Source organism: Marinobacter orientalis, from assembly GCF_004792665.1.
In the GTDB taxonomy this organism is placed as follows: domain Bacteria; phylum Pseudomonadota; class Gammaproteobacteria; order Pseudomonadales; family Oleiphilaceae; genus Marinobacter; species Marinobacter orientalis.
On the sequence record NZ_SRZX01000001.1, the window covers coordinates 1,730,678 to 1,743,381 of the forward strand.

Annotated in this window: 10 protein-coding genes; 7 read left to right on the forward strand and 3 right to left on the reverse strand. The window is 58.8% G+C overall.

The window, feature by feature from the left end; translation table 11 throughout:
* Positions 1-94 precede the first annotated feature (94 nt).
* The 4 genes from gmk (at position 95) to DIT72_RS08035 (ending at position 3,846) form a co-directional block, all read left to right on the forward strand.
* The gene (gmk, locus tag DIT72_RS08020) at positions 95-727 is read left to right on the forward strand and encodes a guanylate kinase (RefSeq protein ID WP_135954627.1); all 633 of its coding nucleotides are present in this window, start codon (positions 95-97) and stop codon (positions 725-727) included.
* Positions 728-819: 92 nt separating this feature from the next.
* Complete coding sequence (gene rpoZ, locus DIT72_RS08025; protein ID WP_135954628.1) at positions 820-1,032, forward strand: DNA-directed RNA polymerase subunit omega; 213 nt, start codon at positions 820-822, stop codon at positions 1,030-1,032.
* A 176-nt stretch (positions 1,033-1,208) separates the two neighbouring features.
* Positions 1,209-3,356, forward strand: coding sequence for a RelA/SpoT family protein (locus DIT72_RS08030; RefSeq protein WP_135954774.1), 2,148 nt, complete (start codon positions 1,209-1,211; stop codon positions 3,354-3,356).
* Positions 3,357-3,459: 103 nt separating this feature from the next.
* Positions 3,460-3,846 (forward strand): RidA family protein, encoded by a 387-nt coding sequence (locus DIT72_RS08035; RefSeq protein ID WP_135954629.1) that lies wholly within the window; start codon positions 3,460-3,462, stop codon positions 3,844-3,846.
* Positions 3,847-3,896: 50 nt separating this feature from the next.
* Here the strand turns inward: DIT72_RS08035 and DIT72_RS08040 are convergent, their stop codons facing one another.
* Complete coding sequence (locus tag DIT72_RS08040; RefSeq protein WP_135954630.1) at positions 3,897-4,766, reverse strand: NAD-dependent epimerase/dehydratase family protein; 870 nt, start codon at positions 4,764-4,766, stop codon at positions 3,897-3,899.
* A gap of 87 nt (positions 4,767-4,853) precedes the next feature.
* Between DIT72_RS08040 and DIT72_RS08045 the strand changes: the two genes are divergently transcribed.
* From DIT72_RS08045 to DIT72_RS08055, 3 genes are all read left to right on the forward strand, one after another.
* A complete protein-coding gene (locus DIT72_RS08045; RefSeq protein WP_135954631.1) occupies positions 4,854-5,813 on the forward strand; it encodes a hydrogen peroxide-inducible genes activator in 960 nt (319 codons plus the stop codon).
* 8 nt (positions 5,814-5,821) lie between these two features.
* Positions 5,822-7,897, forward strand: coding sequence for an ATP-dependent DNA helicase RecG (gene recG / locus DIT72_RS08050; protein ID WP_135954632.1), 2,076 nt, complete (start codon positions 5,822-5,824; stop codon positions 7,895-7,897).
* Between the two features lie 129 nt (positions 7,898-8,026).
* Entirely contained in the window at positions 8,027-9,391 is a 1,365-nt protein-coding gene (locus DIT72_RS08055; RefSeq protein WP_135954633.1) for an HDOD domain-containing protein, read from the forward strand.
* Positions 9,392-9,708: 317 nt separating this feature from the next.
* Here DIT72_RS08055 and DIT72_RS08060 read toward each other — a convergent pair whose 3' ends face one another.
* Together DIT72_RS08060 and DIT72_RS08065 are read right to left on the reverse strand one after the other, a co-directional pair.
* Positions 9,709-10,164, reverse strand: a complete 456-nt coding sequence (locus DIT72_RS08060; protein WP_135954634.1) for a DUF2489 domain-containing protein — start codon at positions 10,162-10,164, stop codon at positions 9,709-9,711.
* A 20-nt stretch (positions 10,165-10,184) separates the two neighbouring features.
* Positions 10,185-12,479: a molybdopterin-dependent oxidoreductase gene (locus DIT72_RS08065; RefSeq protein ID WP_135954635.1), complete on the reverse strand. Its 2,295-nt coding sequence runs from the start codon at positions 12,477-12,479 to the stop codon at positions 10,185-10,187.
* Positions 12,480-12,704: the final 225 nt, after the last annotated feature.

Consider the following 12,704-nt stretch of genomic DNA (forward strand, 5'->3'; position numbering starts at 1 on the left):
GCAAAGACCGTATAATCCTGCCCTCATTGTTACTGCGGCAGGCGGGTTGTCCCGCGCCAGTTGAAAACCCGTCAGGGTCCGGAGTTGTTTGCCCATGAGCCAGGAATCAGAACAAGGCACGCTTTATGTCATTTCCGCGCCGTCGGGTGCCGGTAAAACCAGCCTGGTGGCGGAAATGCTGAAGCAGGACGGGAAGCTCGGCGTTTCCGTGTCCCACACTACGCGGCCCGTGCGTGAAGGCGAGCAGGATGGCGTAAACTACCATTTTGTCAGCCGTGAAGAATTTGAGGCTATGATTGCCCGGGGCGATTTTCTGGAACACGCGGATGTGTTCGGGAATTACTACGGTACCTCCCAGGTCTGGGTAAGACAGACCCTGGCCAGGGGGCAGGATGTGATTCTGGAGATCGACTGGCAGGGTGCGGAACAGATACGCCGTCTGATGCCGGACTGCGTCAGTATTTTTATCGTGCCGCCATCACCAGAAGCGCTGAGGAAGCGTCTGAACGGGCGTGGGACGGATGCGTCGGAGGTGGTGGAGAGGCGCCTGAACGAAGCGGCGGACGAGTGCAGCCACGCGGTGGAGTTCGACTACCTGGTAGTCAACGACGATTTCAACGTCGCGCTGGGTGACCTGTTATCGATTGTTCGCTGCCATCGCCTGCGCATGCAGGCACAACAGCTCAGGCATTGCGACTTGCTGATCCGGCTGTCTGAGCATCGCTGAGCACGGCTTTTTAGCTGTATACAAATTGAGCCGGTATCATTACACTACGCGGTCTGCTGAAATCAGTCATCATTGCTATTGTCGGGGAAGTTATGGCACGAGTTACCGTTGAAGATTGCCTTGAACACGTTGATAACCGGTTCCAGCTGGTTATGCTGGCCACCAAGCGCGCCCGCCAGATCGCGACCAAGGGCTTTGAGCCGCTGGTTCCTGAAGAGAATGACAAGCCAACCGTAATTGCTCTGCGCGAAATCGCCGAGGGCAAGATCTCCCGCGATCTTCTCAAGGAAGATGACGAAGATTAAGGCTGAAGGCGGCTGAAAACCGGAATATTTTTCCGCTGGGCCGGGCGAAGGCATTGAAATCTGTTCTTGCGGTTTTATAGTGTATCTATAAGCATTACGTAAGAACGTCGGAAGGACCCGGATGCATGCATTCGGGTTTTTTTGTCCCTGATATTTATGATTCCCACGGAGGCGCGGTGTCGGCAGAGGCAACGGTTGATGTGCTGGCCAGTGAGCTCAGCACCTATCTTGATACCAATCGCATCAACCAGGTGCGAAGAGCCTACTATTATGCCGAACAGGCCCATGAAGGGCAGATGCGCAAAAGCGGTGATCGCTATATTACTCACCCGCTGGCGGTTGCCCACATCCTCGCTGGCCTGAAGCTGGACCACCAGAGCCTGATGGCGGCCATGCTCCACGACGTCATTGAAGACACGGGCATTCCCAAGGATGCACTGGCAGACCAGTTTGGTGAAGATGTGGCTGAGCTGGTGGATGGTGTCAGCAAGCTGACCCAGATTGAATTCCGTTCCCGGGCCGAAGCCCAGGCCGAGAACTTCCAGAAAATGACCCTGGCCATGGCGCGGGACATCCGCGTGATACTGGTCAAGCTGGCGGACCGCCTTCACAACATGCGCACACTGGGCCCGATGCCCTATGAAAAACGCCAGCGAATTGCCAACGAAACCCTGGATATCTATGCGCCGATTGCCAACCGACTTGGCATGCATTCCATCTGTACGGAGCTGGAAGACCTCGGTTTTGCCTCGCTGTATCCGATGCGCTCGAAATACATTTCCAAAGCAGTGGCAAAACTGCGGGGCAGCCACCGGGAAATCATTGACGACATCCGGGGCAAGCTGGAGGAGAAGCTGGAAGAGCGCAGTTTGCCGGGACGGATCCTGGGCCGGGAAAAGCACCTGAACAGCATCTACAACAAGATGAAGTTCAAGCAGAAGTCTTTCCACGAAATCATGGATGTGTACGCGTTCCGCATCATTACCGACACCGAAGACGACTGTTACCGCATCCTTGGCGCCGTACACAGCCTTTACAAGCCGCTGCCGGGCCGTTTCAAGGATTACATTGCCATGCCCAAGGCCAATGGCTATCAGTCTCTGCATACCACCCTGTTCGGCATGCATGTGAACATCGAAATCCAGATCCGTACCGAGGAGATGGAACACATCGCCAATAATGGTATCGCCGCCCACTGGATGTACAAGAACGAGCCCTCCGGTGTTACCAGTGTCAATCAGCGGCGTGTGGACCAATGGGTGCAGGGCCTGATGGAAATGCGCGAGCGTGCGGACGACTCTCTTGAGTTCATTGAACATGTCAAGGTAGACCTGTTCCCGGACGAGATCTACGTGTTCACTCCCAAGGGCAAGATCATGGAATTGCCCAGCGGCGCCACGCCGGTGGACTTCGCGTATGCCATTCACACGGACATTGGCAACGCCTGCGTGGCCTGCCGCATTAACCGCACTCTGGGTTCACTGAGCCAACCGCTGCAGAGTGGCCAGACCGTGGAAATCATTACTGCACCGGGCGCACGGCCCAACCCGGCCTGGCTCAGTTTTGTGGTTACCGGAAAAGCCCGCAGCAGTATTCGCCACTTACTCAAAAATCAGAAGCGCGCAGAATCTCTGGAACTGGGCAAAACCCTGCTGAAGAAATCCCTCAAGGGTTTCGGCACCAGCCTGTCCCGCATCAGCGAGTCTCAGATCGGGACAGTGGTCAGGCACAACCAGGTAAACAGCTTTGAGGATCTGGTCAGCGATATTGGCCTGGGCAACCGCATGGCGTACCTTGTCGCCCGTCAGCTTGTCAGCGGCGACGCCGAAGACCAGGCTGCGGATACTGCGTCGGCTCCTGTCATGGACAAAGCGGATAACACCCCGGTCACAATTCGCGGTACTGAAGGCCTGGTAGTCCGCTTTGCCAGCTGTTGCAAACCCATCCCGGGAGATCCGGTGGTGGGTGTCATGGACTCCGGAAAAGGCATGGTCATCCACTCGGATACCTGCTCCAAATTGCCGGAAGACGGCGATAGCCGGGCGCGCCTGACCCACCTGAAGTGGGCCAAGGATATTGCCAACGAGTTTTCAGTTGAGTTACGGGTAGAGCTGGAACGCCAGCGAGGGGTCATTGCAGAACTGGCCAACGCCGTCGCCATGGCGGATGGCAATATTGAACGTATCAATGTGGAAGAGCAGAACGCCAGACTGGGAATTGTCAGCCTTGTAGTTCATGTTAACGGGCGCCGGCATCTGGCCAGAGTGATGCGGCGGATCAGGAATATTCGCGCTGTTACCCATATTAACCGGGTGAGGCATTGAGGCAACTGCTGATCGACAGGCCCGAGGCGCGAGGTTCAGCGTGTTGACAGGCTGGCCGTCCAGGGGTGACGATTGGCGTTTTGAAACAGAGGGTCCCAAGCTCATGACCAACAAATCCATAATCCAGACCGAAAATGCACCGCAGGCTATCGGTACCTATTCCCAGGCCGTCAAGGCTGGCGACACTGTCTACGTTTCCGGGCAGATTCCGCTGGTGCCGGAAACCATGGAAGTAGTAGCGGGCGATTTCGCCGCCAAGACCCGTCAGGTGTTCGAAAACCTGAAGGCGGTGTGCGAGGCCGCCGGTGGTGAGCTCAAGGACATCGTCAAACTCAACATCTATATGACGGACCTGAGCAATTTCGCCACGGTGAACGAGATCATGGCCACTTATTTCCCGGAGCCATACCCCGCCCGCGCCGCTGTCGGCGTAGCGGCTCTGCCCAAGGGCGTTCCGGTGGAGATGGAAGCGGTGATGGTGCTGAGTTGAGGCGCCGGCACTGACGAATCGATGAGGCGGCCCGCTGCAGGCCGCCTTTTCTATTTCTGCCAGGCAATCAGTTCCTGATAACCTGCCCGGAAGTCGGGGTAGCGGAAGCGAAATCCCGTCTCCAGCAAACGTTTGTTACTGCAGCGCTTGCTGCCTGCGCGGCCACCCCTCCGGGCATCAGGCTGCGGAGCGGCACAGGGCACCTGCTCCCTTACCCAGGCTACTACTTCATCCAGTCGAACAGGCTCACAGTCGCTGGCCAGATAACACTCTTCCAGCGGTTCCCCCTCCAGCGCCAGGTTCACCAGGTGGCATACGGCTGCTACGGCATCAGTCTCATGAATCCGGTTGCTGAACGGGGCAGGGGAGACCGGGTCCATGCGTCCGTTTATAACTGCTTCCAGAAACTGCTGGCGAGTGGGCCCGTAAATACCGCTGAAACGTATGACGGTTGCCGGGTTGCCACTGTCCAGAGCTGTCTGCTCACCCTCAAGTACCATCTGGCCGCTGAAGCGGGCAGGCTCTGTGGGGCTGGTTTCGTCAACCCAGGAGTCGTCGTTCTGGGAATAGACACTGCTGCTACTGACGAAGATCACTCGCTTGAGGGGTTGGGAGCCGAGAGCTGCCAGCAGATTCTCCAGGCCATGAACGTAGGCGTTGCGATAGCCCTCCTCATCGTAACTGGAGGGCGTCAGGCAATAGATCAGGATATCGAGATTATCCGGCAGGACCGATTCAACCTGCGCCCGGTCCATGAGGTCGGCGCCGAGAGCGTGAACTGTTTGCGGAATCCGGGCCGGATTGCGTCTTAAACCGAATACCTCGGCCTGGCGGGAAAGGGTTTCGGCAATGGCTCCTCCGAGTTTGCCGCAACCGGCAACCAGTATGCGCGGTGTTTGCTTGTGTTCAGTGATTGCCATAGGCAATATCAATCCTTATGCTTTGGCTAATAAATAAAGGGCGTTCGACTGCGCCCTGAGCTGGAAGACATCTGACCGGAGCCCACCATGACTCTTACCGAGCTAAGATACGTTGTTACTCTCGCACGGGAAAGGCATTTTGGCCGCGCCGCCGAGCGTTGTCATGTCAGCCAGCCCACTCTCAGTGTGGCGGTCAAGAAGCTGGAAGACGAACTGGGTATTCCCCTGTTTGAGCGCAGCAAAAACAGCATCCGGGTTACCGAAACCGGCAAGCGGATTATCGAGCAGTCGCAGCGGGTTCTGGACCAGGTCGGCGTTATCCGTGATATGGCCCAGGACGGCAAAAACCAGCTTAATGCGCCCCTGAAAGTGGGTGCCATCTACACCATCGGGCCCTACCTGTTCCCCCACCTGTTGCCGGAATTGCGCCGGGCGGCACCGGACATGCCTCTCTATATCGAGGAAAACTATACCGCGACACTGCGCCAGAAGCTTCGCCAGTCGGACCTCGACGCCATTATCATCGCGCTGCCGTTTGAAGAGCCGGAAGTGGTTACCCTGCCGCTCTACGATGAACCCTTTGTTGTGCTGCTGCCGGGGAATCACCCGCTCACCGGGCGCGAGAGCCTGACCGCGGAAGAGCTGGCCCGGGAGCAGCTACTGCTACTTGGTCCGGGCCACTGTTTCCGTGACCAGGTGCTGGAGTCCTGCCCGCCGCTGGTGGATGCGGTCACCCGCAATCCCAACGCCCAGGCGCCGTCACTGGTTACCGAGGGCAGTTCCCTGGAGACCATTCGCCATATGGTCGCCTCCGGCCTGGGTATTACTGTACTGCCCCTGTCTGCCGCTACAGCGATGCAGTATGACGAGAGCATCCTTGCGGTCAGGCCCTTTGCAGCTCCGGTGCCATTTCGCACCGTGGCGCTGGCCTGGCGAGTGACCTTCCCGCGACCAAAAGCGATTGATGTGCTTTCGCTGGCGGCGAGCCAGTGCCGGGTGATCGAGAAAGCGAAGATTGAAACCCCGGCTGCGGCCGCAACCGCCTGAGCGGAACTATGACGTCTCTGGATGACATCCCGGTTACCACTCTGAAGGGCGTCGGCGATGCCCTCGCGGAAAAACTGTTGAAGCTGGGCATAGGATCGCTTCAGGATCTGCTTTTCCATCTTCCGCACCGTTACGAGGACCGCACCCGCATCGTCCCCATGGGCAGTCTTCGTATCGGCGATGTTGGCGTCGTGGAAGGCGAAGTAATGAAATCCGACCTGGTCATGGGTCGTCGTCGCAGCCTGCAGGTCACTTTAAAGGATAACAGCGGCTTTCTGGTCATGCGTTTCTTCCACTTCAACGCCGCCCAGAAGAACCAGTTAACAGAAGGCACACGGGTGCGCTGTTTCGGTGAGGTACGGCCGGGTCGTGCCGGCTACGAGCTCTATCACCCGGAATACCAGGTCAATCCGCCGCCAATGCCGGCACAGGGCGAAGCCACGCTGACGCCGGTCTATCCCCTGACCGAGGGCATCCAGCAGCCCAGGGTGCGCAGCCTGTGCCAGCAGGCTCTGGGCTACCTGAAACGTTACCCCATCCGCGAGTGGCTGCCGGCCGAGTGGCTGGCGAGCTATCAGTTGCCCGGTATTACCGATGCGGTGGAGCTGGTGCATTCACCGCCGGCCAGTGCTCCGGTCCACCTGTTGATGGAAGGCCGCCATCCGGCCCAGCAACGTCTGGTGATGGAAGAGTTACTGGCCCATCAGCTCAGCCTGCTGAAGGTAAGACAGCAGGTCCAGGCCCGGGAAGCCCTGCCATTACTGCCCACCGGAGATCTGCCGCAACGTTTTCTCGACCTGCTTCCATTCAGGCTTACCGGTGCCCAGCGCCATGTGATGAGTGAAATCCGCCAGGACCTGAGTCAGCCGATCCCCATGTTGCGGCTGGTGCAGGGGGATGTGGGCTCTGGCAAAACCGTGGTCGCTGCGTTGGCCGCGCTTCAGGCAATCGGTGCCGGCGTTCAGGTGGCCCTGATGGCGCCTACCGAAATACTGGCGGAACAGCATTACCAGAACTTCCGTGGCTGGCTGGAGCCGCTGGGCATTCAGCTGGCGTGGCTGTCGGGAAAGATCAAGGGCAACGCGAGAAAGCAAGCCCTGGAGGCGGTTGGCAGCGGTGAGGCGGCCGTGGTTATCGGCACTCACGCGCTGTTCCAGGAAGAGGTTGCTTTCAGCCGTCTGGCACTGGTCATTGTGGATGAGCAACACCGCTTCGGGGTGCACCAGCGGCTCGCCCTGAGAGAGAAAGGCGTTGGCGGCACCATGGCTCCTCACCAGCTGATCATGACGGCCACCCCGATTCCGCGTACGCTGGCCATGAGCGCCTACGCCGATCTGGACACCTCGGTGATTGATGAACTGCCCCCGGGCCGCAAGCCCATAGAGACCATCGCCATCCCCGATAGCCGGCGCGATGACGTTACCGACCGTGTGCGCAAGGCCTGCAGGGAAGGCCGGCAGGCTTACTGGGTATGTACACTGATTGAAGAGTCCGAGGCGTTGCAGTGCCAGGCAGCGGAAGTGACTGCAGAGGAACTGGCCGTGCGATTACCGGACCTGAAAGTGGGCCTGGTTCACGGTCGCCTGAAAGCCGCGGAGAAGGCGGCCGTTATGGCACAGTTCAAGGACGGTGAGCTGGATCTTCTGGTGGCTACCACGGTGATTGAGGTGGGCGTCGATGTGCCCAACGCCTCGCTGATTATTATCGAGAATCCGGAGCGTCTGGGCCTGGCCCAGTTGCACCAGCTGAGGGGCCGGGTTGGCCGTGGGGGAGAGGCCAGTTTTTGCGTGCTGATGTACCATCCTCCACTGTCGCTTAACGGCAAGGCACGGCTGCAGGCCCTCAGAGACAGCCAGGATGGCTTCGTGATCGCGGAAAAAGATCTGGAAATACGTGGCCCGGGCGAAGTGCTGGGCACCCGCCAGACCGGCATGATGCAGTTCCGTCTGGCAGATTTCGAGCGGGACAAGGGCTGGATTGAGCCGGTGCGTGAAATGGCGCCGGCCCTGATGAACCAGCCGGCCGTGGTGAATGGCCTGATTCGGCGCTGGCTGGGTGAGCGTATTCGTTATGGCGACGTATAACCGGTAGCCGGTTAGCGCGAAATGCGGTCAGAAACCGGCTGAAGTCAACGCTGGGTCGTTGTTTGTACCCTATACTGAACGATAATCAATGTGCACCGCGGGGCACAGTCAATAGTTGGGGAGAGACTTATGGAGCTACCTGTCGCAGTCCGCCAGGCACTGGGCGATTCAGCCGCCGGTGTTTCTTTACGGGACGTTAGCCAGGCAGGAGGCGATGAGTTGCTGCGTATGGTGCTGCTCAGCGACGAACAGGGAAACCTCCAGGCGATTTGTCGTCAGGGGGATCTGCTTGATATCAATGCCCTGAATAAAGACCTTGGCCGGGATCTGCGGGTAATGAAGCAGCGTGAGCGGGTCCGCGTACAGGAGCGGTCCGGCCTGGCGGAACTGCCTGCGCTGCCTTCCCTGACAGGCTGGCCCACGGTGGTGGATAGCCGCGTGGATGAGCAGGCCTCTGTTGCATTGATGCTGGGTGACCAGGATCTGTGCCTGGTCATGCCTGGCGACGAATTCAGGACAATGACAGCTTCCGCCGAAAGACGGGCGTTCGCAGTGGCACCGGACACCATTGCCGTCAACCTGGATAGCCCCGAGCACGACAGGGACCAGTTGCATTCCGCCATCCGGCGATTTACCACCCTGCGTATCCAGCAGCGTCTTGAAGATACCCTGGAGTTGCCTCCGCTGCCTGAAACCGCACAGCGGATCATTCACCTGAGGGTCAACCCCAACGCTGTGATGGGCGATCTGGTGGATGTGGTCGAAAGTGACCCCAGCCTGGCAGCCCAGGTAGTCAGCTGGGCATCGTCGTCTTTCTATGCGGCGGCGGGGCAGGTGCGATCGGTGCACGATGCGGTGTCGCGGATTCTGGGGTTCGATCTGGTCATGAACCTGGCCATGGGGCTGTCCCTTGGCCGCGCCCTGAAACAGCCCCAGGATCACCCTGAAGGTTACGTGGACTACTGGCAGCAGGCCATCTGGCAGGCCCAGTCCGCAGGCATTCTGGCCAGCATGATGCCCCGCGGTGAGCGCCCGGTGTTTGGCCTGGCTTACCTTTCCGGCCTGCTGCATAACTTCGGCTACCTGGTTCTGGCCCAGGTTTTTCCGCCTCACTTCAAACTGGTTTGCCGGGCTCTGGAAGCCAATCCCCACATGGACTCATCGCTGATCGAGCATTATCTGCTGGGTGTTACCCGCGAGCAGATCGGAGCAGAGTTGATGCAGAACTGGGGCATGCCGGACGAAGTCTGCCTTGCTATCCGTAACCAGAAAAACCCGGGCTATGACGGCCCTCATGCCGTCTATGCAAAATTGTTATGGCTGGGGCGGCAATTGTTGATCGAGCGTGGTGTGGCTCTCGGGGCCGGAGAGGAAGTAACCGCAGAATTCTACCAGTCCCTGGGGCTGGACGCACAAAAGGTTGAGCGGCAATTTGACGAACTGGTGCACAATAAAGACAGCATCATGGCCATGGCGGGTATGATGAGCCAGTAACCCCAAAAAAGCCGGCCCGAAGGCCGGCAAGCTCACCCGCTTGTTGCAGATCAAACCAAACGTATGCAGGAGAAAACAACCAGAAGCATTGCAGGGTCGGTAATGGCAACGCTCTGATGTAAATTTAGCCAATCCGGAAGGAAATAAAAGCCGGTCCTGTTGGGGTTTGGTAAACGAGCGGGTTGTCCTATATCAGTAGCAACCGAAGAGATTGATTTGTAAAGCTAATCATATCTCTTGCCATGAAGCCCGGTTACAAAATGTTACAAAAATGCGTTCGATCGTGATGATCAGCCAGCCACAACCCGGCTTTGGGTCTAGAATGGGTGGCGGCGAATGGCCGTCGCCGCTCTTCGGATGGCATCCGCGTGTTCCCGCTCAACGGCCAGTCTTTCCCGGTCCATCTTCTCTACGAATCTGCCCTCGGTTCCCTGACGTGCCCGGTGAGTGGGCATGTGCTGGATCAGATCGTGTACTTCCTGGAACACCCGGAAAGGCGGCTGTTCCAGCAGTTCAGGGGCGACGTGGTCCAATAGCCCCTTGATACGCAGACAGGCCTCAGAGTATTCCATCTGGTCTGCTTCCACTGCCATCGCCAGTACCCGGATACTCTCTATCATATTTTCCCGGCGTTCCTTCTGGAACGCCTCGGTCTTGGCCTGCCGTTTTCTGCTCTCCTGCAGGGTACGGGACTGGCGGATGATAAACACCACCAGCAGGGTAATAGCCAGAAGGCCGGCACTAATCAACGTCCATTGAAGCCACAGGGGCATAGATTTCTCCGTTCAGAGGTTCAGGCCAGTTTGCGAGGGCGCTCGGAGCGCCAGACTTTTACGTTTACCATCTGTCCGTTAAGTACGGATGTGCCCACCAGCGGATCTGTTTGCTGGTCGCTGATGACATCATTAATACTCGCCCCGGCATGGGCCATGGCGACAGACTGCCGCGTGCCGTCGCGATGGTGGCCCCAGCCATGGGGTACCGAAACCACACCCGCCATGATGTCGTCGGTGATTTCCACCGGCAGCACAATTCTGCCCGCAGAGGAGGCGACCTCGGCCGAATCACCGGCTTGCAGTCCACAGCGGGAGGCATCCTGAGGATGCATCATCAGGGTACAGCGCTCCTTGCCTTTTACCAACCGCCGGCTGTTATGCATCCAGGAATTGTTACTGCGAACGTGCCGGCGGCCGATCAGTAACAGGCCATTTGCTGGAGGGGCAGACAGCAGAGCGTGCAGGCGGTCCAGATCCCGGAGGTAGCGTCGTGGTGCCAGGTTCACTTTGCCATCACGGGTAAACAGCCGGCCCGGCATGCAGGGGCGAAGTGGCCCCAGATCCACCCCGTTGGGCAGCTGTTTGAGCGCATTGATAGAAAGCCCCTTGGGCAGATCCTGCCAGTGCCGGTTCAGCGGGCTGAGTCGGGCGAGGCCACGCAGCGGATGCCGCTCTGGCAGAATATCCATCACCAGATCAATGGCCGGCTGAACCACGCCTCGGACACGACCAATATCGGCGCCGTAGGGCCCGGTACGCAACATCATGTCGAGAATCGGGTCAGGCCCGATCTGCTTGAAGGCACGCCAGCCCATTTCCGCCCGCACCGGCAGCCGTCCGTGTTTCCGTTTTTTCTCCAGGCGGTGGGCAAGCTCCAGCAGAATCTGCCAGTCGTGGCGGCTATCCTTGCCGGCATCGAACAGGGCCGGGCTGTATTTGGCAGTGTTGCGTACCGCGAACATGCTGAAAATCAGATCGTAGTGGCTCCGCTCCAGACCCGCCGTTGGCGGCAGAATAACGTCCGCGTGGCGGGTGGTTTCATTGAGGTAATAATCCACCGACACCATGAAATCCAGACTACCGAAGGCCTCATCGAGGCGACCACCATTGGGGCTGGACAGTACCGGGTTACCGGCCACGGTTACAAACGCACGGATCTGGCCTTCGCCCGGGGTCAGTATTTCATCAGCAATGGTGCTGGAGGGATATTCACCGCCGAACTCGGGTAACTTCTTTACCCGGCTGAAACGTCTGGCAAAGTGTCCGCGCTGGCCGGTCATGCCACCGAGGGCGATGAGATCGACCGCCGGCTGGGTGAACATCACGCCACCGGTGCTGTCCAGTTTCCCCGTCAGGATATTGAGCACATAAGCCAGCCAGGTGGCGACGCCGCCAAAGGCCTGGGTGCTGGTGCCCATACGGGTGTAAAGGGCGGCGCGCTGTGCAGTGGCAAGCTGTCGGGCCAGGTTGCGGATGTCTGCAGCCGCCACGCCGGTGTGCTCGCTCACGGCTTCGGCAGTGAATCCCAGGGAAGCCAGCCGGACCAGGTCCACATCCTTTGTCCAGGGTTCCGCGTGGCCAGGGTTGACCAGGTTTTCTTCGAACAGTGTGCGCACCATCGCCATCAGCAGCAAAGCATCGCTACCGGGGCGGATAAAATGGAATTCGTCGGCCAGTTTGCCGGTTTCAGTGCGGCGCGGATCCACTACGACCATCCTGCCGCCGCGACCCTTGAGGGCTTTCAGCCGGCCGCGGAAGTCCGGCACCGTCATCAGGCTGCCATTGGAGGCCATGGGGTTGGCGCCGATACAGATGAACAGCTCAGTGCGGTCAATATCGGGAACGGGAAACAGGATCTGGTGCCCGAACATTTCCAGACTGGCAAGCATGTGGGGCAGCTGGTCATTGGAGGTGGCCGAAAAGCGGTTCTGCGTGCCCAGGGCCCGCAGGAACGGCATGGTCGCCACCAGCGAGCCATGATTGTGGACGTTGGGGTTGCCCAGGTAAGCCCCAATGCTGTTGCGTCCATTTTCTTTACGCACGCTGTGAAGGCGGTCGGCAACCAGGTCAAAGGCCTCGTCCCACTCCATTTCCTGCCAGCCATCGGCAGTTCTGCGGACCGGCCTGCGCAACCGCTCCGGGTCTTCGTGAAGATCCTGAAGCGCCACCGCCTTGGGGCAGATATGGCCATGGCTTAACGGGTCGTCCTCGTCGCCCTTGATGGAGGCGATGTGGCCCTCCCTGACCTCGATCGCAACGCCACACATGGCTTCACACAGGTGGCAGGTACGAAAGTGGGTGCCGTTTTCCATGGGTTTCTCCAAACAGGTTTTTATTGTCTTACTCTGATTATGGCCAGGCGGGAACGGTGTTCCGAAACACGCTGTAAATACCTCCCTGTACGCTCGGGCTCCGCCATCCATGGCTCCGCACGGTTTCGGAACACCGTCCCCGCCTGGCCCAGGACTTCGGAGTTGGTTTCAACAGGCAACCAGATTAGCAGGAAATCAAGAAGAGGGGGAAACCGCTTTTGGCTT

Excerpts from the sequence above, each read along its gene's own strand:
- recG (WP_135954632.1), top strand. The coding sequence starts at position 5,822 with ATGACGTCTCTGGATGACATCCCGGTTACCACTCTGAAGGGCGTCGGC.
- DIT72_RS08055 (WP_135954633.1), top strand. The coding sequence starts at position 8,027 with ATGGAGCTACCTGTCGCAGTCCGCCAGGCACTGGGCGATTCAGCCGCC.
- gmk (WP_135954627.1), top strand. The coding sequence starts at position 95 with ATGAGCCAGGAATCAGAACAAGGCACGCTTTATGTCATTTCCGCGCCG.
- DIT72_RS08060 (WP_135954634.1), bottom strand. The coding sequence starts at position 10,164 with ATGCCCCTGTGGCTTCAATGGACGTTGATTAGTGCCGGCCTTCTGGCT.
- DIT72_RS08045 (WP_135954631.1), top strand. The coding sequence starts at position 4,854 with ATGACTCTTACCGAGCTAAGATACGTTGTTACTCTCGCACGGGAAAGG.
- DIT72_RS08040 (WP_135954630.1), bottom strand. The coding sequence starts at position 4,766 with ATGGCAATCACTGAACACAAGCAAACACCGCGCATACTGGTTGCCGGT.
- rpoZ (WP_135954628.1), top strand. The coding sequence starts at position 820 with ATGGCACGAGTTACCGTTGAAGATTGCCTTGAACACGTTGATAACCGG.
- DIT72_RS08065 (WP_135954635.1), bottom strand. The coding sequence starts at position 12,479 with ATGGAAAACGGCACCCACTTTCGTACCTGCCACCTGTGTGAAGCCATG.
- DIT72_RS08035 (WP_135954629.1), top strand. The coding sequence starts at position 3,460 with ATGACCAACAAATCCATAATCCAGACCGAAAATGCACCGCAGGCTATC.